We start from the raw sequence: 17,746 nt of genomic DNA, 5'->3' as shown, positions 1-17,746 counted from the left end.
AAAAAACCACTTCTAATAGGATGAATCCAAACATTCTCTGAATTATCAACTACACCTGTTGAAGAAGAAGAACTAAATGTAGGTCCTTGTAAATACGATATTTGTGTTTGGTTTTCATTTGTTCTTAAGGAATCTACAGATGGTTTAATTAATAAATGGATTTTATCAATTCCAATGGAGTCAGAATTTTTTTGAACTAATTCAAAAGCTCCTCTAGAATTTGATTTTAGTTTTTTTGAAACACCGTTTTCGATTATTTCGTAATCTAAAATATAAACGTTTCCAGTTTTATAAACTTGATTATTGGTGTCAATACTGTCCTGTTCAACTATTACTGAATCATATTGTTGTGGAAATACGAATTGGAGTACGAGTAGAAATACGAATGTTAATTTATTTTTCATTTTTTATTTGATTTTACCACAGTAGTATCTAATAGTTTAATTTTAACACAATTCTTTTTAGACTCGAAAATAACGAGATGACTCATCATTAAACTTTTAATTTGCAAAATTTAAGAAGTTCTATTTTTTCTTTTAAAAAGACAGAGTGTATTGTTGCTCTCCGCTTTCAACAAGGATTGTTTGTTTCGGAAATGATTTACTTTCATGAACTCTTGAATATTGATGTGTTTAATATTAAAAAACTGAATTATTTCTCCGTGTATTTTTTAAGTGTTTCTTATTTTATATAAATATAAACAAATCTAACCCATTTCCCCTAAAATCAAACCCATACCGTTTTCGCATATTTATAATTCCATTTTTTCAATTTTCACTAAATTGCAGCCATGAGTAATAACTTTGAAAATGAGTTTTTCGGTATTGGTATTCAAAATGGTAAAACACCAGAAAACCTAGGTGTGCTATGGCGTTCGGCTCAAAACCTAGGTGCTAGTTTTATATTTACTATCGGAAATCGCTATGCCAAACAAGCTTGCGATACACATAATGCCGTAAAAGCTATGCCGTATTTTCATTATGAAACCTTTGACGATTTTCTAAAAAACCTTCCTAAAGGTGCCCGAATTGTTGGTGTGGAATTAACAGACGATGCCGAAAATTTAGAAACCTTTCATCATCCAAGACGCTGTGTGTATTTGTTAGGGGCTGAAGATCATGGTTTGTCCAATCAAGCCATTGAAGCGAGCCATTTTTTAATTAAATTCAAGTCGGAATTAAGCCTAAACGTATCCGTAGCTGGAAGTATTGTTATGTATGATAGAGGAATAAATAAACCAAGGTCGTAACTTTGCCACTATAAAACCTCAAGAGTATGAGTCATAAAGCTGGATTTGTAAATATTATTGGTAACCCAAATGTTGGGAAGTCCACATTAATGAATGCCTTTATTGGCGAAAAACTATCCATTATTACCTCCAAGGCGCAAACTACGCGTCATCGTATTTTGGGTATTGTTAATGGTGATGATTTTCAGATGGTTTTATCAGATACACCAGGAATTATTAAACCTGCTTATGAAATGCAGGAATCCATGATGGATTTTGTAAAATCGGCTTTTGATGATGCAGATGTGCTTATTTACATGGTTGAAATAGGTGAAAAAGAACTGAAAGATGAAGCGTTTTTCAACCGCATTACCAATTCTACGATTCCTGTTTTATTACTCTTAAATAAAATTGATACATCAGATCAAGGGCAACTTGAAGAACAAGTTCAGTTATGGGCAGCTAAAGTTCCAAATGCTGAAATAATGGCTGTTTCTGCTTTAGAAGGTTTTGGTGTTCGTGAAGTGTTTGATAGAATTATCGAATTACTCCCAGAATCACCACCTTTTTATCCAAAAGATCAGTTAACGGATAAACCTGAACGTTTTTTCGTTAACGAAATCATTCGTGAGAAAATCCTCTTGCATTACAAAAAAGAAATTCCATATGCGGTTGAAATCGATACGGAAGAGTTTTTTGAAGAAGACGCAATTATCCGTATGCGAGCCGTAATTATGGTAGAGCGCGAAACCCAAAAAGGGATTATTATTGGCCATAAAGGCTCGGCTTTAAAACGCGTAGGTGTGGAAGCTAGAAAAGATTTAGAGAAATTTTTCGGAAAACAAGTCCACTTGGAATTGTACGTAAAAGTGAATAAAAATTGGCGTAGTAATCAGCGACAATTAAAGCGTTTTGGGTATAATCAATAAGCTCATTTTCTTTTAAGTATTCTTCTAATTTAAATTCGTCAGTTCGAGTGAATTTCACGATTTTAGAGCGTGAAATTTGTATCGAGAAAAGAATTTTGGTTGGTAATTACTCTCCTATAATTTTCTTCATAAAATCATGTAACTCATGCATTTGGTCCTTGCTAGAATCCCGACCTATGCGTCCAGCGAAATACATGCCTATCCAGAGAATGACCATTAAAACCATGACGCCAACTTGAATTGCGTATTCATTATCTAAAGTCCAATTGCTATAAGCCCAAATGCCAAATCCAATAAACAAGCCACCAATAATAAAATGAAAAAACATAAACATGGTCCAAACCGTTGGGTTCGGTCCAAATAATCCATGAAGCATAGCGGTTTCGTGGTTCACTTCATTAATTTCTAAATGGAGTTGAGGCGACCAAAAATGCTGTTTGTGTTTCGGGAGTTTTAAAAAAATATGATCGTCAATAATGGAAATTACATAGTCGGTTTGCGTTTTTTTAGCGTCGGCAAAAAGCTGAATAACGGCTGTATTGGGTTGCGGTAATTCTGTTTTAAAGCGTGGACGTAGCACAATATCATCTTTATGTAAACTCATTATTGTCTGACTATTAAGTTTTTAAATTACGAAACCCGAAACCTATTTAAAAAATACATATTTTAAACATGCACTAAATATAACGAAATCATTAGCTTATCATTATATTTGCACCAAATTTTGTAATAAGATGAGTAATATAGTTGCCATAGTTGGTCGTCCAAATGTTGGAAAGTCCACATTCTTTAACCGTTTAATTCAACGTAGAGAAGCTATTGTGGATGCCACAAGTGGTGTAACCAGAGACCGTCATTATGGAAAAAGTGACTGGAATGGTCGTGAGTTTTCATTGATTGACACGGGAGGTTACGTAAAAGGAAGTGATGATGTTTTTGAAGCGGAAATTGATAAGCAAGTCGAAATAGCTATTGATGAAGCTGATGCTATTATTTTTATGGTTGATGTGGAATCTGGCGTAACTGGCATGGATGAAGATGTTGCCAAGTTGTTACGCAAAGTCACGAAGCCGGTTTTTTTAGTTGTCAATAAAGTAGATAATAATAAACGTGCTGAAGATGCAGTTGAATTCTATTCATTAGGTTTAGGCGATTATTTCAACATTGCCAGCATTAATGGTAGTGGAACAGGTGATTTGTTGGATGCTTTGGTGGAAGCTTTGCCTGAAAAAGAAATTTTAGAAGAAGCCGAATTGCCGCGTTTTGCTGTGGTTGGTCGTCCAAATGCTGGGAAATCATCTTTTATAAATGCCTTAATTGGCGAGGATAGATATATAGTTACAGATGTTGCTGGTACAACACGTGATTCTATAGACACTAAATACAACCGCTTTGGTTTCGAATTTAATCTGGTTGATACAGCTGGAATTCGTAAGAAATCGAAAGTAAAAGAGGATTTAGAATTTTATTCCGTTATGCGAAGCGTGCGTGCTATTGAACATTCAGATGTTTGTTTGGTTGTATTGGATGCTACACGTGGTTTTGACGGACAAGTACAAAATATATTTTGGTTAGCCGAACGCAACCGAAAAGGGATTGTTATTTTGGTTAATAAATGGGATTTAGTAGAAAAAGATACCAAAACAACCAAGGAGTTTGAAAAACACATCAGAGAAGAAATGGAGCCGTTTACAGATGTGCCCATTGTTTTCATTTCTGTATTAAACAAACAACGTATTTATAAGGCAATTGAAACAGCTGTTGAGGTTTATAATAATCGAAATAAAAAGATTAAAACCAGCAAGCTGAATGAAATTATGTTACCAATAATTGAAAATTATCCACCACCTGCTTACAAAGGAAAATTTGTGAAAATTAAATACATAATGCAGTTGCCAACGCCACAACCGCAATTTGCTTTTTTCTGTAATTTACCGCAATATGTGAGAGATGGTTACAAACGATTCCTAGAAAACAAACTACGCGAACATTTTGACTTTAATGGCGTTCCGGTTAGTGTATATATGCGTAAAAAGTAACTCGCATTTAAAAATAAATCATATTTAAAGAAACCCATTTACTCATGTAAGTGGGTTTTTTTGTTTGGTTTAGGTTCTTATCTGTAGGATTTTATAACAAAAGTTTAAGTTTTTTTTAAGACCCTTCATACTTTAAACAATATATATTCGTTCCCTTAAAAACCCAACCAAAATCATCAATCAAATCATGAAGAATTTATTCTTTATTCTCGCTTTTTTAGCTATATCAGTGGCTTTTTCGCAATCCAGACCCATTCAAATATCAGGAAATATAATAGCAATGGATGACCAAGTTCCATTGGAATCTGCAACCGTTCACTTAGAGCGTCTAACAGATAGCACAGTTATTACTTACACTATTTCAGATAAAGAAGGGAAATTTAATCTTGAAGATCGGATTTCAGATAAATCCGTTAAATTATATGTTTCGTATGTTGGGTATAAAGCCTATTCCCAATTGATTACGTTAGATAATCCTATGGTCGATTTGAAAACTATCAATCTAGAAGTCAGTAATGCTTTGGATGAAGTTGTAATTAAATCCGCAGCACCAATTACGATTAAAAAGGATACCTTAGAATTCAATGTCAGTTCATTTAAAACCAAAAAGGATGCTACGGTTGAAGATTTATTAAAAGAATTACCAGGTGTAGAAGTAGATGAAGATGGTAAAATAAAAATTAATGGTAAAGAGGTCAATAAAATTCTCGTAAACGGAAAACCGTTTTTTGGTGATGATCCAACTATTACTACTAAAAACTTAACCAAAGAGCTAATTGAAAAAATTCAAGTCGTTGATACCAAAACCAAATCGGAAGCCTTTTCGGGTGAAGAAGTAGATGGCGAAAACAAAACCATTAACTTAACCATAAAGGAAGAAAATAACAAAGGTGTTTTTGGACGTGTGGCAGCAGGAGCAGGAACGGACGACCGTTATGAAGGTGCAGGAATGCTAAATTATTTTGATAACGACAGACGCGTGAGTGTTTTGGCAGGTGGAAATAATATCAATTCGCCAGGTTTTAGTTTTGGTGAAATTCGTAAAATGTTTGGTGGTGGAAATAGCATGTCTATGTCAGGAAATGGCTCATTCACAATTGATGGTCGCTCCTTTGGTGGAGGAGAAGGTATTACCAAATCGCAAAATGCAGGCGTAAATTATGCCGATAAAATAGGTGAGAAAACTGATGTTTCTGCTGATTATTTTTACTCTGGAAGTAGTTCCGAAAATAAAACAGCTACCCAACGTGAAAATATTTTACCAGATTCTAGATATTTTACCAATTCTATTTCAAGCACCTATAATGATAGTGATAGTCACTCTGCTAATTTAGGATTTGATATTGCAGTAGATTCTACATTCTTAATTAATATTGATCCATCCTTTCGATACTTCAAAAGTACTAATACCTATAATGCTGAAGAAGAATCTTTAAACGATGAAAATATTTTGACAAACGAATCGAATACCAATTCCTTCGTTGAAAATACAGGTCAAAATTTCAGAAACAATATTAATATGACGAAACGCTTTGGAGATAGAGGTGCGTTTATTCGTGTGAGTTTAACCAATGAAATTAATACGCGTGAATCTGAAGATTTTTTAACCTCATTAACCAATGTGTATGGTTTGGATGTTACTAATCCAGGAAATGAGGATTTTGTATTGATTGATCAGATTTCTCGTGACCAAATTACAAATGGAGATGGTGATGTTAATAATTTCCGCTCCAGTGTTAATTACAGATTGCCTTTAATTGCTAAAGAATTATTCTTGGATTTCGAGTATGAGTATGCACGTGATAAAAGTACCGATACCAAAAGCACATTTGATTTAGATGGAGCTGGTAATTATTCTGTTTTTAATGAAGATCAGAGTACCGATTTTGAATATTTAGATGAACGCATGGTTCCTGGTTTGGGCATTAGTTATCGAAATAAAGTTTGGTCCGCGAATGTTGGCTTCAATTATATTTATAGAACATTAGAAAACACGGATTTATTGCGACCAGAACTGAACATAAAGCGCGAATTTGAGGCTGGTGAACTAAACGCCTATTTACGGTATAAGTTTAGCCCGAAGGCGTCTTTTTGGTCTAGTTATAGATTGAATAATCAACCGCCACAGTTAAGACAATTGCAAGCCTTTGAAAATGTGTCTGATCCGTTGAATACTATTGTTGGTAATCCTAATTTGGAACCGTCCAATGATCATCGAATTAATTTGGGTTTTAATGCTTTCGACTGGCAAAAACGAACAGGTTTTTATAGTTATGTAGGAGGAAATATTACCGAAAATCAAGTGGTAGCAAAAACTACTATTGACGAAAATTTTGTTAGAACCACAACCTATGCTAACGTTGATGGAAATTATAGAATGTATGCCTATTTGGATTACAGTAAGGATGTTAAACTGGATAGTTTAAAAACCTTGAAAGTAAGCTTTGGAGTTAATGGAAATTTTAGTAGAAACATCAACTTTAATAATGATGTGCAATATGCCAGTCAAGTTCGTGCATTGTCACCTCAACTTGGTCTGCGCTTTACATGGAAAGACATAATGGAATTTAGACCACGTTATTCGGTTTCATTTACGAAAAACACCTATGATTTGGCGGAATTTGAAGATCGTGAATTTTTAGAGCATAATTTAAACCTATCATCAGCATTATTTTTACCTAAAAAGTTTGAATGGCGAAATGATGTTGCTTTTAATTATAATCCAAATATTGGTCCAGGCTTTCAGAAAAGTGCGTGGTTTTGGAATTCTACTTTAGCCTATTCTGTTTTAAAAGATGCAGGAACCGTAACCTTGAAGGTATATGATTTATTAAATCAGAATACCAATGCCAGACGAACAGCTACACAGAACTACATTCAGGATTCACAAAGTACGGTTTTAGAGCAATACTTTATGTTAAGCTTCAGTTGGAAATTTAATAGTTTAGGAAAAAAAGGAGAAACTGATGATGATAGTTTTTATTGGGATTAACCCTTAATTGTAAACACAATTTTTTAAATAATAAAGCCATTTTAGCATGAACTAAAATGGCTTTATTATTTTTCACTAACAACTAACAACTAACAACTAACAACTAACAACTAACAACTAACAACTAACAACTAACAACTAACAACTAACAACTACCAGCCTCCAGAAGCACCACCACCTCCAAAGCTGCCTCCACCGAAACCGCCTCCAAAGCCTCCTCCAGAAGAAGAACCGCCAAATCCGCCAGATGAACTGCCACCAAAACTTCCACGTCCCATGTTACTTAAAATAATAGCATCTAAAATACTGAATCCGCCAGATTTATTACTTCCAGAACCACCTTTGCCGCCACCTCGTCTATTTTTATAAATAGAAATAATAATAAAGAAGACGACAATAAGAAAGGGTAGCATAGCACCTATCGGGAAACCATCGGAATTATTGCTTTGTCGAGACCCTTTGTACTCACCTGTCATAACCTCAAATATAGCTTCAGCACCACGATTTAAACCGCCTGGATAATCGTTGTTTTTAAAGTAGGGGATGATGTCATTTTCAATAATGCGTTTACTCATGGCGTCTGTAAGTAAATGCTCCATGCCATCAGCTGTGTTGATTGCTATTTTTCTATCATCGCGTGCCAATAAAATTAGAACACCGTTGTCTTCTTTGGCTTGTCCAATTCCCCATTTTTCTCCCCATTGTGCACCCAAATAATTGATATTTTCACCATTGGTAGATGAAATAATAGCAACAACTATTTGGGTGGAAGTTGTGTCAGAATATTTAATGAGTTTGTTTTCCAAACTGCTTTTTTCGTCAACCGATAGCAAACCAATATAATCATAAACACTCGTTTGCTCTTTAGGAATTTCTGGAATAGTAAACTGTGCCAAAACAGATTGCATACCCAAAAAGAGCATAGCACAAATAAGGCTAAACTGTTTCAAAGTTAAACGTGTAAATATGTGTTTGTTTAAATTAGGCATGTTTTGCTTTTATCCTTTTGAAATAGTATCCGGTAATTCATTTTTATCATTGTGTTCCCAAGGAAAATGCTGTTCTAAAGCTTTGCCAGCTTTTAAAATACCATCTATTAATCCTTGTTTGAAATTACCTTGCTTAAATTGGGTTTGAATGGCATTTCGAGTCGTATCCCAAAAATCGTTAGAAACCACATCATTAATACCGTTATCACCGAATATTACAAAGTTTCTATCTTCAACAGCCACATAAATTAATACGCCATTTTGCTGTTTCGTATTATCCATTTTTAGATAATGAAAAACTTCCATTGCACGATCAAAGACATCAATTTTTGATGTTTTTTCTAAATGCACACGGATTTCTCCAGATGTATTCTTTTCAGCTTCGCGAATAGCAGCAATGATTTCTTGCTCTTCGTCTGCGGTTAAAAAATCTTCAATTTTAGACATAGTTCTTAAAATTCAAAGTCAACGTCTGGTGCATTTTCACTTCCAGGATCTGCTTTATATCTTGGCATATCTTCAAATCCAAATATTCCTGCTAAAAAGCTTCCTGGGAATTTTGAAATATGTTTGTCATAAATGTTAACCGATTCATTATAACGGTCTCTTGCCACATTAATGCGGTTTTCAGTGCCTTCTAATTGAGACTGTAATTCCAAGAAATTCTGATTCGCTTTCAATTCTGGGTAACGTTCTACAGACACCAATAATTTAGATAAGGCGCCACTTAAACCAGATTGTGCTTGTTGAAATTGCGCCATATTTTCGGCTGTTAAGTTACTAGCATCGATAGTTGTAGATGTTGCTTTTGCACGTGCCTCTATAACTTCGGTTAAAGTGGTACGTTCAAAATCGGCAGCACCTTGAACCGTTTTCACCAAGTTTCCAATAAGATCATTTCTGCGTTGATATGAGCTTTCTACATCAGCCCAAGCTGTTTTAGCATCTGCTTCATATTCTACTGCTGTGTTATTAAATCCAACAGCCCAAGAGTAAATTGCTACAGCAATAACTCCAATAATTATAACGGGAATTAACCATTTTTTCATAATAAGTTGTTTTTAGTGTTTGTGTAAAGTTTGTATTTATTAGTTGTTATTTATGCCCAAATGTTACAACTGTTCTTTTATTTTAACGAGTTGTGCCTTGATGTTTTCTAATTTCGTTATGATTTCAAAATTATTAAGCGTTTGCTGTTTTTCTTCTTTAAGGTGAATTTTTGCACCATCTAAAGTAAAACCACGTTCCTTTACTAAATGAAAGATAAGTTTGAGATTTTGAATATCTTCAGGTGTGAATTTCCGATTACCTTTCGCATTTTTTTTAGGTTGTAATACGTCAAATTCCTTTTCCCAAAAGCGGATTAACGAGGTGTTTACATGAAAAGCCTTGGCCACTTCACCAATTCCATAATAACGTTTTTCGGGTAAATTGATATGCATTAGTCTAAAGATTGGTTTTCAAGTGTGGCATGTTTTAAAAGCTCGTCAAATTCTTCAGCAGAAAGATTCCCGTAATAGAAATTTAATGGATTGATGCGTTCATCATCCTTAAAAATTTCATAATGTAAATGAGCAGCTTCAGAACGACCTGTGTTTCCAACAAAACCAATTAAATCGCCACGTTTTACTTTCTGATTTTTTTTAACGTTGTACTTATATAAATGGGCGTACAAACTAACGTAGCCAAAGCCATGATCTATTCGAATGTGATTTCCATATCCAGACGATTGGCTATCTGCACGAATAACAACGCCATCACCAGAGGCATAAACAGGTGTGCCACGAGGTGCCGTAAAATCCATGCCATAATGAAATTTTCTAACTTTGGTAAAAGGATCGGTTCGATAACCATAACCAGAAGCCATGCGTGTTAAATCTTCATTGCTTACCGGTTGAATGGCAGGAATTGCAGCCAGAAGTTTTTCTTTTTCTTCCGCTAATTTTGCTATTTCATCTAATGATTTGGATTGTACCACAATTTGCTTTTGTAGCATATCAATCCGCTTATTACTTTCTACTATAAGTTTAGAATTATCAAAGCCTTCCAAGTTTTTATAACGGTTTACACCACCAAAACCAGCACGACGTTGTTCGTCAGGAATCGGGTTTGCCTCAAAATATAAACGGTAAATATGATTGTCACGATTGGCAACATCTTCTAGAACCAGTTGCGCTTGATCCATTTTTTTATTCAATAATTGGTATTGCAATTGCATATTAGAAAGTTCGCGTTTTAAAGCTTTTTCTTTAGGCGATTCAATATATTGACTGGTAATAAACATGGTTAAAAATCCAAACAATCCAGCGGCTAAAATAAATAGCGCAACGAATTTAAAAGTACGTCTTTTCCTGCGCTCAATTTTGCGGTAAGAGAGCGTTTCAGAATCGTAATAATATTTTACCTTACTCATTGGCTAAATTTACTATTTTTGCAGTTAATTAGAATAAATTTTTTAACTATTCTGCTAGAATTAGTGTTATTTAAAAATATGTAGACGTACTCACTACTTTATGTTTTTAAAAATTTGAAGAGTAAATATATAAATTGTTTAGCACATGGCAGAATTTTAACAAAAGCTTACAACCCATTTTCAGTTATGAAGTCTCAAGATATACGCGCAACATTTTTGCAATTTTTTAAGGATAAGCAACATAGCATTGTGCCATCTGCACCAATGGTTTTAAAGGATGATCCAACATTAATGTTTGTAAATTCTGGTATGGCACCTTTTAAAGAATATTTTTTAGGCAATGCAGAACCTAAAAATAGCCGAATTGCTGATTCTCAAAAATGCTTACGTGTTTCTGGAAAGCATAATGATTTAGAAGAAGTAGGTTATGATACGTATCACCACACGCTTTTTGAAATGTTAGGAAACTGGAGTTTTGGCGATTATTTTAAGGAAGAAGCCATTGCTTGGGCATGGGAATTGCTAACCGAAGTCTTTAAAGTAAACAAAGATATTCTGTATGTAACTGTTTTTGAAGGTGATGAAGAAGATGGCACACCAATGGATCAGGAAGCCTATGATTTTTGGAAAGGGTTGATTTCTGAAGATCGGATTTTGATGGGAAATAAAAAAGATAATTTCTGGGAAATGGGCGACCAAGGACCTTGTGGACCTTGTAGTGAAATTCATGTAGATATTCGTTCGGCTGAAGAAAAAGCTAAAATATCTGGAAAAGATTTGGTGAATATGGATCATCCGCAAGTTGTGGAAATTTGGAATTTGGTATTTATGCAATACAACCGAAAAGCCAATGGTTCCCTCGAAACACTACCAAATAAGCATATAGATACAGGAATGGGTTTTGAACGTTTATGTATGGTTTTACAAGGCGTAACGTCCAATTATGATACCGATGTTTTTACACCCATTATCCGTGAAATAGAAACGATTACAAATAAAGATTATGGCAAAGATGAAAAGGTTGATGTTGCTATTCGCGTGATTTCAGATCATGTGCGTGCAGTCGCATTTTCAATAGCAGATGGACAATTACCTAGTAATACTGGAGCTGGATACGTAATTCGTAGAATTTTACGTCGTGCCATTCGCTATAGTTTTACATTTTTAGATCAGAAAGAGCCTTTTATTTACCGTTTGGTTGATGTGTTAAGTAAGAAAATGGGAGATGCTTTTCCAGAACTCAAATCGCAAAAGCAATTAATTGAAAACGTGATTAAAGAAGAGGAAGCATCGTTTTTAAGAACATTAGATCAAGGATTGGTTCTTTTAGATGGTATTGTAAAAAGCACCTCTGGTGATACGGTTTCAGGTGAAAAAGCTTTTGAATTATATGATACATTCGGTTTTCCAATTGATTTAACCGCTTTAATTTTATCCGAACAAGGATTGAAATTAGACGAAGCAGGTTTTAAAGCCCATTTAGAAAAGCAGAAAAAACGTTCGCGTGCTGCTAGTGAAATGTCTACAGACGATTGGACTATTTTAATAGATGATGCCGTTCAGGAATTTATAGGCTATGACGCTTTAGAAGCAAAAGTTAAAATAACACGCTACCGCAAAGTGACCTCTAAAAAAGATGGCGATATGTATCAGCTTGTTTTCAATTTAACACCTTTTTATGCAGAAGGTGGTGGGCAAGTTGGAGATAAAGGCTATTTAGAGGATGCCAACGGAAACGTTATTTATATTCTCGATACCAAAAAAGAAAATAATGTGGTGATGCATTTTGCTAAAAATTTACCGGATAATTTAGAAGATACGTTTACTGCTACAGTAGATTCCAAACAACGTTACAGAACCGAATGTAATCATACCGCAACCCATTTATTACATCAAGCTTTACGAGAAGTTTTAGGAACGCATGTGGAGCAGAAAGGAAGCGCAGTACATTCTAAATATTTACGATTTGATTTTTCGCATTTCTCAAAACTTTCTGTTGAAGAATTACGAGATGTAGAGAATTTTGTAAATGCACGTATTGCAGGAAAATTACCACTTCAAGAACAACGAAATATGCCAATGGACCAAGCTATTGAAGCTGGAGCTATGGCTTTGTTTGGCGAGAAATATGGTGATACGGTTCGTATGGTTCGGTTTGGACAATCTATAGAATTATGTGGTGGAACTCATGTGAAAAATACGGGTGATATTTGGTTTTTCAAGATTGTTTCTGAAGGTGCTGTTGCAGCTGGAATCCGTCGGATTGAAGCTATTACCAACGATGCTCTAAAAGATTATTTTGTAGATGTAAATAGAACGTTCAATGACATGAAAGTGCTATTAAATAATAATGAGCCTGTTAAAGCACTTCAAAATTTACAAGAAGAAAATAGCAGTCTGAAAAAGCAAATTGAAGGCTTGTTAAAAGATAAAGCTAAAAATTTAAAAGGCGATTTAAAATCTGAATTAACGGAAATAAACGGGATTCAATTTTTAGCTAAAAAAATAGATTTAGATGCAGGAGGCATCAAAGATTTATGTTTCGAATTAGGAAGTCAGTTTGATAATTTATTTTTAATATTTGGAGCTGAAAATGATGGGAAAGCATTATTGTCCTGTTATGTTTCCAAAGAATTAGTTGCCAGTAAAGGATTTAATGCTGGACAAATTGTGAGAGAATTAGGGAAATACATCCAAGGTGGTGGTGGTGGACAACCGTTTTTTGCAACTGCAGGTGGTAAAAAACCAGAAGGTATTGAAGAGGCTCTAGAACAGGCTAAAACCTATTTAAATTCATAGAATGAGATATAGTTTGTTATTTATTCTGATTTTGTTTACATGCACTCAAAAGGAAGTAAAGGTTTTAAATAAACCAATTTCTTTGAGCAGTGAAGATTCTATAAAGATGGATAACTACAAAAATCGCGCTTATGAGTTTGGCGTGTATTCTCAAGAACGTCAAATATATTTGGATTCAGCTTTGCAAATAAAACCTGATGATGCCTATTTATGGCAACAAAAGGCTATGCCATTATATAAAGCTCGAAAGTATAGTTTGGGAAAACCCTATTTAGAAAAAGCCGTTTTATATAATCAAAAACAATATTTAGATTATAGTGCATTTATGAAATGCATTTTTTCAAAAGAGTATGAAGAATCCATTGAAGAGTTTAAACTTATGAAAGAATTATATGGTGATTCATATGTCATGGATCATACTTATAATTTCTACTTGGCTTTAAATTATCTGCAACTGAATAAGTTTGAAGAAGCTAAAGATTTTCTTCTGAAAAGTAAAGCACAACAATTTGCAGATTTCCCTGAAAACCCACCAGAAGAGGGTTGTCATTTTTTAGATTGGTTTTATTTAGGTGTTGTAGATTATGAACTTGGGAATTATAATGAAGCCATTGAAAGCTTTGACATGTCATTATTAGTATATACTAATTTCGGAGATGCTATGAATTTTAAAGCCAGATGTTATTATAATACTGGTAATGTAGAAAAGGCTAAAGAATGGATTAATTTGGCAAATGAAAATAGTTTTAATACCATAAATGAAGATAATGTTTTTTATGAAATTTATCCATATCAGGTTTATCATAAGCTATTAATAACGGACTAATGAACCTTCAAACAAAAATCCCATTAAAACCACAACAGCATAATCCAATAGATTATAAATCTGAAGTACTTTTGTTGGGTTCTTGTTTTGTTGAAAATATAGGTCAGAAATTAGATTATTTTAAATTTAAGAATCTTCAAAATCCCTTTGGAATTTTATTTCAGCCGAAAGCTATTGAAAATCTTATATCCAATGCTGTTCAAGAGAAAGTATATACCGAAGACCACATATTTTTTCATAATGAACAGTGGCATTGTTTTGAGGTACATTCCAAATTAAGTAATTCAAATAAAGACGTTTTAATAAATCAACTTAATGAGCAAATTCAGTTAACGGTTGAAAAGCTTAAAAGCGTCACTCATATTGTTTTTACTTTAGGAACCGCTTGGGTATACCGTAATTTAGAAACTGAACAGGTAGTCGCTAATTGCCATAAAATTCCCCAGAAACAATTCTCAAAGGAATTGCTTTCCGTTGACGAGATTGTTGAATCTTTAAAAAAGATAGTGGAAACCGTTCAATCTATAAATCCGGAAGTTACTTTGCTATTTACCGTGTCGCCAATCAGACACTTAAAGGATGGTTTTATTGAAAATACACAAAGCAAAGCACATCTAATTACGGCAATTCATGAATTCTTAAATCGGCAATCATCAATCGATAATCGTCAATCGTTTTACTTCGCGTCCTATGAATTGATGATGGACGAATTACGCGATTATCGCTTTTATGCAGATGATATGATTCACCCCAATCAAACAGCCATCAATTATATTTGGAATGCTTTTAAAATGGTTTGGATTTCTGAAGATGTATCGAAAACTATGGATGCCGTTGATGAGATTCAAAAAGGGATGCAGCATAAACCTTTCAATCCAAATTCTGAAGCACAACTAAAATTTCTTAAAAAGCTATCAGAAAAAAAAGCAAAACTCCATGCAGATTTCCCTCATATTTCTTTTTAATCTTTCATCTACTCACTACTCACTACTCACTACTCACTACTCACTATTTCAAAATATACGTCATTCATCGTATTGATTTCACAATTCTATTGTTGCAATTTTGGACTATTATAAACCATAAACATATTCAACAATGAGAACTTTAAAACAATTTACCGTATTTATGATGATTGCATCATGTATTTCAATTACAGCATGTAAAAGCGATGACGATGGAGGCGATCCTGCAGCTTCAGGAGGCGCTTCAGGCGTTATTACGGCTAAAGTAGATGGCTCATCATTTCAATCTTTAGAGATTACATCCACTGCAACACAAATAACTGCAGGTCCAAGTACGACAGTTACCTTGCAAGGGAATTCTTCAACTCAAGCCTTCAACATGATCATTAATGCTTTTGATGGTGTAGGGACTTATGAAATAACGGATAGCAATGTCTTTATTGTGGCATCTTATATAGAGCCAAATGTGTCAAATCCAGCAAATTCGCAAACATGGAGTGCACCTTATCAAAATTCAGGTGTTATTGGAGAAATAAAAGTCTCTGAAAATACGAATGATCGCATCAAAGGAACATTTTTCTTTCAGTGTAAAAATGCAAATGATGATTCCGTTAAAAATATCACAGAAGGAACATTTGATTTAGGAAAACAAATTTTCTAAAACTGTATTAAAATCTTAACTAGCAATATCTTGTTGTTGAGATGTGTAGATTGGGCGTAATGATAGTAGGTTATTACGCTTAATCTTTTTTAAAAAGCCGTTGGTCGAAAAAATAATTGATGTCACATATTTAATTGTAATTTTAAATTGCTATTAATTATTATATAACTAAACATCAATTTTGTGAACGGCCAAAAGCTTTTCCTAATTGGTGTTTTTTTTATGTCTTAAAACGTTTGGTATGATTTTATTACTAGCTTTATTTATCCTTAACTTTATAATAATTTTAGCTTCCATTCGGGTGTTCTATCAAACCAAGTTGTTTCAAAAAACAGCATATAAATGGGACTTAAATATGCAAGAGCAAATCGCTTTCAAAACAAAGGCGTATGAGGAAATTGCTCTGAAAAACAACTACCTCGAAAACTATAATACGAGTTTGCTTAAAAAACTTTTTCAAATAACACAGGAGTTGCTTTTAGCGAAAAAGATTATATTCGAAGAAATTTATTAGCAGATTTCTAATTGTTTTTATTTTAGGCGTGAAGATTTTTATGTTCTAAATTTAATTTTTTATTTTTTTTGATAAATTTAAAATTATGACATTATGACCGAAATTATTGCAGCCTTTATGATCTTTTTAGCATCATTAGCTTCGTCTCCACAAAAAGACTATTCGACAGACATTAACGACTACGAGGTTATTGTAGAATATCTTCCAGGAGAAAACAACAAACAGCCAGATGCAGATGGTAAAAGAAAAATAACTTTCAAGGCAAAAGAAGGATCGACTTTAGCTCGTTAAACTTTATTACAAATTTAATAAAGCTCAATTTTTTGAGTTTTTTTTTATCTAAATTATGAAATGCACTCTAATACTTGTAATGTTATTTGTAAATACATTTTTGTTTTCTCAAGCACCCATAAAAATTATTGATAGTCTAAAGCAAGAGATTTCTAAAAATCCGACCGATTCTATAAAAGTCAAGGCTTATAGCGATTTATGCTGGTATTTTAGAACAGTTTCAGTGGATTCGGCTTTTGTTTATGGTAATTTAGCTTTGCAACTTTCTAAAGAAACAAAAAATAAAGCAGGAGAGGCTCAAGCTCATAACGATATTGGTATTCTGCATTTCGGTTTGGCAGATTATGATCAAGCCATGATGGAATATAATAAATCGCTAAAAATTAGAACTAAGCTAAAAGATACACTTGGTTTAGCAAGTCTTTTTAACAAAATAGGTCTCTGTTATCAAAATACGTTTCAATTAGATTCTGCTATTGTTTACAATACAAAAGCCTTGGAGATTTATGAGCAAAAAAACAATTTGAAGTATGCTAGCGCTTTAAAAGGAAATATTGCTAACATTTATAGAGGTTTAAAACAATATGATAAAGCGCTAAAAGCTCATTTAGAAATTGCGGAAACAGCAAAAGAAATCAATGATATTTCTTTACTAACGAACTCTTACAATAATATAGCGAATGCCTATTTACATATGAAAGACACGATAAATAGTGTCAAATATTTTAAAGAAGGTATTTCGGTTGCTAAAACAAATAATTTGAATGCTGAATTAGGTGCTTTATATAATAATTACGGAGCGTTTTTATCTTCTATTGGGCAAAATGAAGAAGCCATAGAAAATGTGCAAAAATCTTTAATTATTCGCAGAAATATTCAAGATAATCGAGGTTTAGCAAGTTCTTCTTTAAATCTGGGCGATCTGTATTTAAGAACTGGTAATTTTAGAAAAGCCAAGCGTTTTTTTAGGATGAGGGAATACAATTAGCGGAAGATTTTCAGGCTAATGAGCTTCGAGTTAGTGGTTATCATAATATGTCCTATTATTATGCATTTGCAAATAATATTGATAGTATGCAGTTCTATCAAGTGAAGTACAA

At 33.6% G+C, this 17,746-nt stretch carries 17 protein-coding genes; 10 read left to right on the top strand and 7 right to left on the bottom strand.

What is annotated here, in order from left to right; all coding sequences use genetic code 11:
* Positions 1 to 404, bottom strand: a 404-nt coding sequence (locus tag GK51_RS00970) for a hypothetical protein (RefSeq protein ID WP_048331110.1), incomplete at its 3' end; no start/stop codon positions are given.
* Positions 405 to 790: 386 nt separating this feature from the next.
* Here GK51_RS00970 and GK51_RS00965 point away from each other — a divergent pair.
* Both GK51_RS00965 and era read left to right on the top strand, forming a co-directional pair.
* Positions 791 to 1,249 carry an RNA methyltransferase gene (locus GK51_RS00965; protein WP_048331108.1) on the top strand — a complete coding sequence of 153 codons (459 nt, stop codon included), beginning with the start codon at positions 791 to 793 and terminating at the stop codon, positions 1,247 to 1,249.
* A 26-nt stretch (positions 1,250 to 1,275) separates the two neighbouring features.
* The gene (gene era / locus GK51_RS00960; RefSeq protein WP_048331107.1) at positions 1,276 to 2,157 is read left to right on the top strand and encodes a GTPase Era; all 882 of its coding nucleotides are present in this window, start codon (positions 1,276 to 1,278) and stop codon (positions 2,155 to 2,157) included.
* Between the two features lie 106 nt (positions 2,158 to 2,263).
* On the opposite strand, the gene GK51_RS00955 is transcribed toward era, so the two are convergent.
* Positions 2,264 to 2,761 (bottom strand): hypothetical protein, encoded by a 498-nt coding sequence (locus GK51_RS00955; protein ID WP_048331105.1) that lies wholly within the window; start codon positions 2,759 to 2,761, stop codon positions 2,264 to 2,266.
* Positions 2,762 to 2,891: 130 nt separating this feature from the next.
* Between GK51_RS00955 and der the strand changes: the two genes are divergently transcribed.
* Positions 2,892 to 4,196 carry a ribosome biogenesis GTPase Der gene (gene der, locus GK51_RS00950; protein ID WP_048331104.1) on the top strand — a complete coding sequence of 435 codons (1,305 nt, stop codon included), beginning with the start codon at positions 2,892 to 2,894 and terminating at the stop codon, positions 4,194 to 4,196.
* 187 nt (positions 4,197 to 4,383) lie between these two features.
* On the top strand, positions 4,384 to 7,188 hold the full coding sequence (locus GK51_RS00945) for an outer membrane beta-barrel protein (protein WP_048331103.1): 2,805 nt from the start codon (positions 4,384 to 4,386) through the stop codon (positions 7,186 to 7,188).
* 152 nt (positions 7,189 to 7,340) lie between these two features.
* On the opposite strand, the gene GK51_RS00940 is transcribed toward GK51_RS00945, so the two are convergent.
* The 5 genes from GK51_RS00940 to GK51_RS00920 form a co-directional block, all read right to left on the bottom strand.
* The gene (locus GK51_RS00940; RefSeq protein ID WP_082132687.1) at positions 7,341 to 8,177 is read right to left on the bottom strand and encodes a TPM domain-containing protein; all 837 of its coding nucleotides are present in this window, start codon (positions 8,175 to 8,177) and stop codon (positions 7,341 to 7,343) included.
* A 9-nt stretch (positions 8,178 to 8,186) separates the two neighbouring features.
* On the bottom strand, positions 8,187 to 8,624 hold the full coding sequence (locus GK51_RS00935; RefSeq protein WP_048331101.1) for a TPM domain-containing protein: 438 nt from the start codon (positions 8,622 to 8,624) through the stop codon (positions 8,187 to 8,189).
* 5 nt (positions 8,625 to 8,629) lie between these two features.
* Complete coding sequence (locus GK51_RS00930) at positions 8,630 to 9,226, bottom strand: LemA family protein (RefSeq protein WP_048331100.1); 597 nt, start codon at positions 9,224 to 9,226, stop codon at positions 8,630 to 8,632.
* Positions 9,227 to 9,289: 63 nt separating this feature from the next.
* Positions 9,290 to 9,619, bottom strand: coding sequence for a MerR family transcriptional regulator (locus GK51_RS00925; protein ID WP_048331098.1), 330 nt, complete (start codon positions 9,617 to 9,619; stop codon positions 9,290 to 9,292).
* Positions 9,619 to 10,590, bottom strand: a complete 972-nt coding sequence (locus GK51_RS00920) for a M23 family metallopeptidase (protein WP_048331096.1) — start codon at positions 10,588 to 10,590, stop codon at positions 9,619 to 9,621. The genes GK51_RS00925 and GK51_RS00920 overlap by 1 nt, the downstream gene beginning before the upstream one ends.
* A gap of 186 nt (positions 10,591 to 10,776) precedes the next feature.
* Between GK51_RS00920 and alaS the strand changes: the two genes are divergently transcribed.
* The 6 genes from alaS to GK51_RS00885 all read left to right on the top strand — a co-directional run bounded on the left by alaS (position 10,777) and on the right by GK51_RS00885 (position 17,634).
* Positions 10,777 to 13,389 (top strand): alanine--tRNA ligase, encoded by a 2,613-nt coding sequence (alaS, locus tag GK51_RS00915; protein ID WP_048331094.1) that lies wholly within the window; start codon positions 10,777 to 10,779, stop codon positions 13,387 to 13,389.
* A 106-nt stretch (positions 13,390 to 13,495) separates the two neighbouring features.
* A complete protein-coding gene (locus GK51_RS00910) occupies positions 13,496 to 14,215 on the top strand; it encodes a tetratricopeptide repeat protein (RefSeq protein ID WP_053069191.1) in 720 nt (239 codons plus the stop codon).
* On the top strand, positions 14,215 to 15,180 hold the full coding sequence (locus GK51_RS00905) for a GSCFA domain-containing protein (protein ID WP_048331091.1): 966 nt from the start codon (positions 14,215 to 14,217) through the stop codon (positions 15,178 to 15,180). Before GK51_RS00910 ends, GK51_RS00905 begins: the two co-directional genes overlap by 1 nt.
* A 133-nt stretch (positions 15,181 to 15,313) precedes the next feature.
* Positions 15,314 to 15,841, top strand: a complete 528-nt coding sequence (locus tag GK51_RS00900) for a DUF6252 family protein (protein ID WP_048331089.1) — start codon at positions 15,314 to 15,316, stop codon at positions 15,839 to 15,841.
* A gap of 607 nt (positions 15,842 to 16,448) precedes the next feature.
* A complete protein-coding gene (locus GK51_RS00890; RefSeq protein WP_048331085.1) occupies positions 16,449 to 16,646 on the top strand; it encodes a hypothetical protein in 198 nt (65 codons plus the stop codon).
* A gap of 79 nt (positions 16,647 to 16,725) precedes the next feature.
* Positions 16,726 to 17,634 (top strand): tetratricopeptide repeat protein, encoded by a 909-nt coding sequence (locus GK51_RS00885; RefSeq protein WP_048331083.1) that lies wholly within the window; start codon positions 16,726 to 16,728, stop codon positions 17,632 to 17,634.
* The last annotated feature ends 112 nt before the right edge of the window (positions 17,635 to 17,746 follow it).

It is taken from the genome of Bizionia psychrotolerans, assembly GCF_001039595.1.
This window is presented reverse-complemented; position numbering and strand designations above follow the sequence as displayed.

Coding starts and splice junctions, on each gene's coding strand:
- GK51_RS00965 (WP_048331108.1), top strand. CDS start 791: ATGAGTAATAACTTTGAAAATGAGTTTTTCGGTATTGGTATTCAAAAT.
- era (WP_048331107.1), top strand. CDS start 1,276: ATGAGTCATAAAGCTGGATTTGTAAATATTATTGGTAACCCAAATGTT.
- GK51_RS00955 (WP_048331105.1), bottom strand. CDS start 2,761: ATGAGTTTACATAAAGATGATATTGTGCTACGTCCACGCTTTAAAACA.
- der (WP_048331104.1), top strand. CDS start 2,892: ATGAGTAATATAGTTGCCATAGTTGGTCGTCCAAATGTTGGAAAGTCC.
- GK51_RS00945 (WP_048331103.1), top strand. CDS start 4,384: ATGAAGAATTTATTCTTTATTCTCGCTTTTTTAGCTATATCAGTGGCT.
- GK51_RS00940 (WP_082132687.1), bottom strand. CDS start 8,177: ATGCCTAATTTAAACAAACACATATTTACACGTTTAACTTTGAAACAG.
- GK51_RS00935 (WP_048331101.1), bottom strand. CDS start 8,624: ATGTCTAAAATTGAAGATTTTTTAACCGCAGACGAAGAGCAAGAAATC.
- GK51_RS00930 (WP_048331100.1), bottom strand. CDS start 9,226: ATGAAAAAATGGTTAATTCCCGTTATAATTATTGGAGTTATTGCTGTA.
- GK51_RS00925 (WP_048331098.1), bottom strand. CDS start 9,619: ATGCATATCAATTTACCCGAAAAACGTTATTATGGAATTGGTGAAGTG.
- GK51_RS00920 (WP_048331096.1), bottom strand. CDS start 10,590: ATGAGTAAGGTAAAATATTATTACGATTCTGAAACGCTCTCTTACCGC.
- alaS (WP_048331094.1), top strand. CDS start 10,777: ATGAAGTCTCAAGATATACGCGCAACATTTTTGCAATTTTTTAAGGAT.
- GK51_RS00910 (WP_053069191.1), top strand. CDS start 13,496: ATGGATAACTACAAAAATCGCGCTTATGAGTTTGGCGTGTATTCTCAA.
- GK51_RS00905 (WP_048331091.1), top strand. CDS start 14,215: ATGAACCTTCAAACAAAAATCCCATTAAAACCACAACAGCATAATCCA.
- GK51_RS00900 (WP_048331089.1), top strand. CDS start 15,314: ATGAGAACTTTAAAACAATTTACCGTATTTATGATGATTGCATCATGT.
- GK51_RS00890 (WP_048331085.1), top strand. CDS start 16,449: ATGACCGAAATTATTGCAGCCTTTATGATCTTTTTAGCATCATTAGCT.
- GK51_RS00885 (WP_048331083.1), top strand. CDS start 16,726: ATGTTATTTGTAAATACATTTTTGTTTTCTCAAGCACCCATAAAAATT.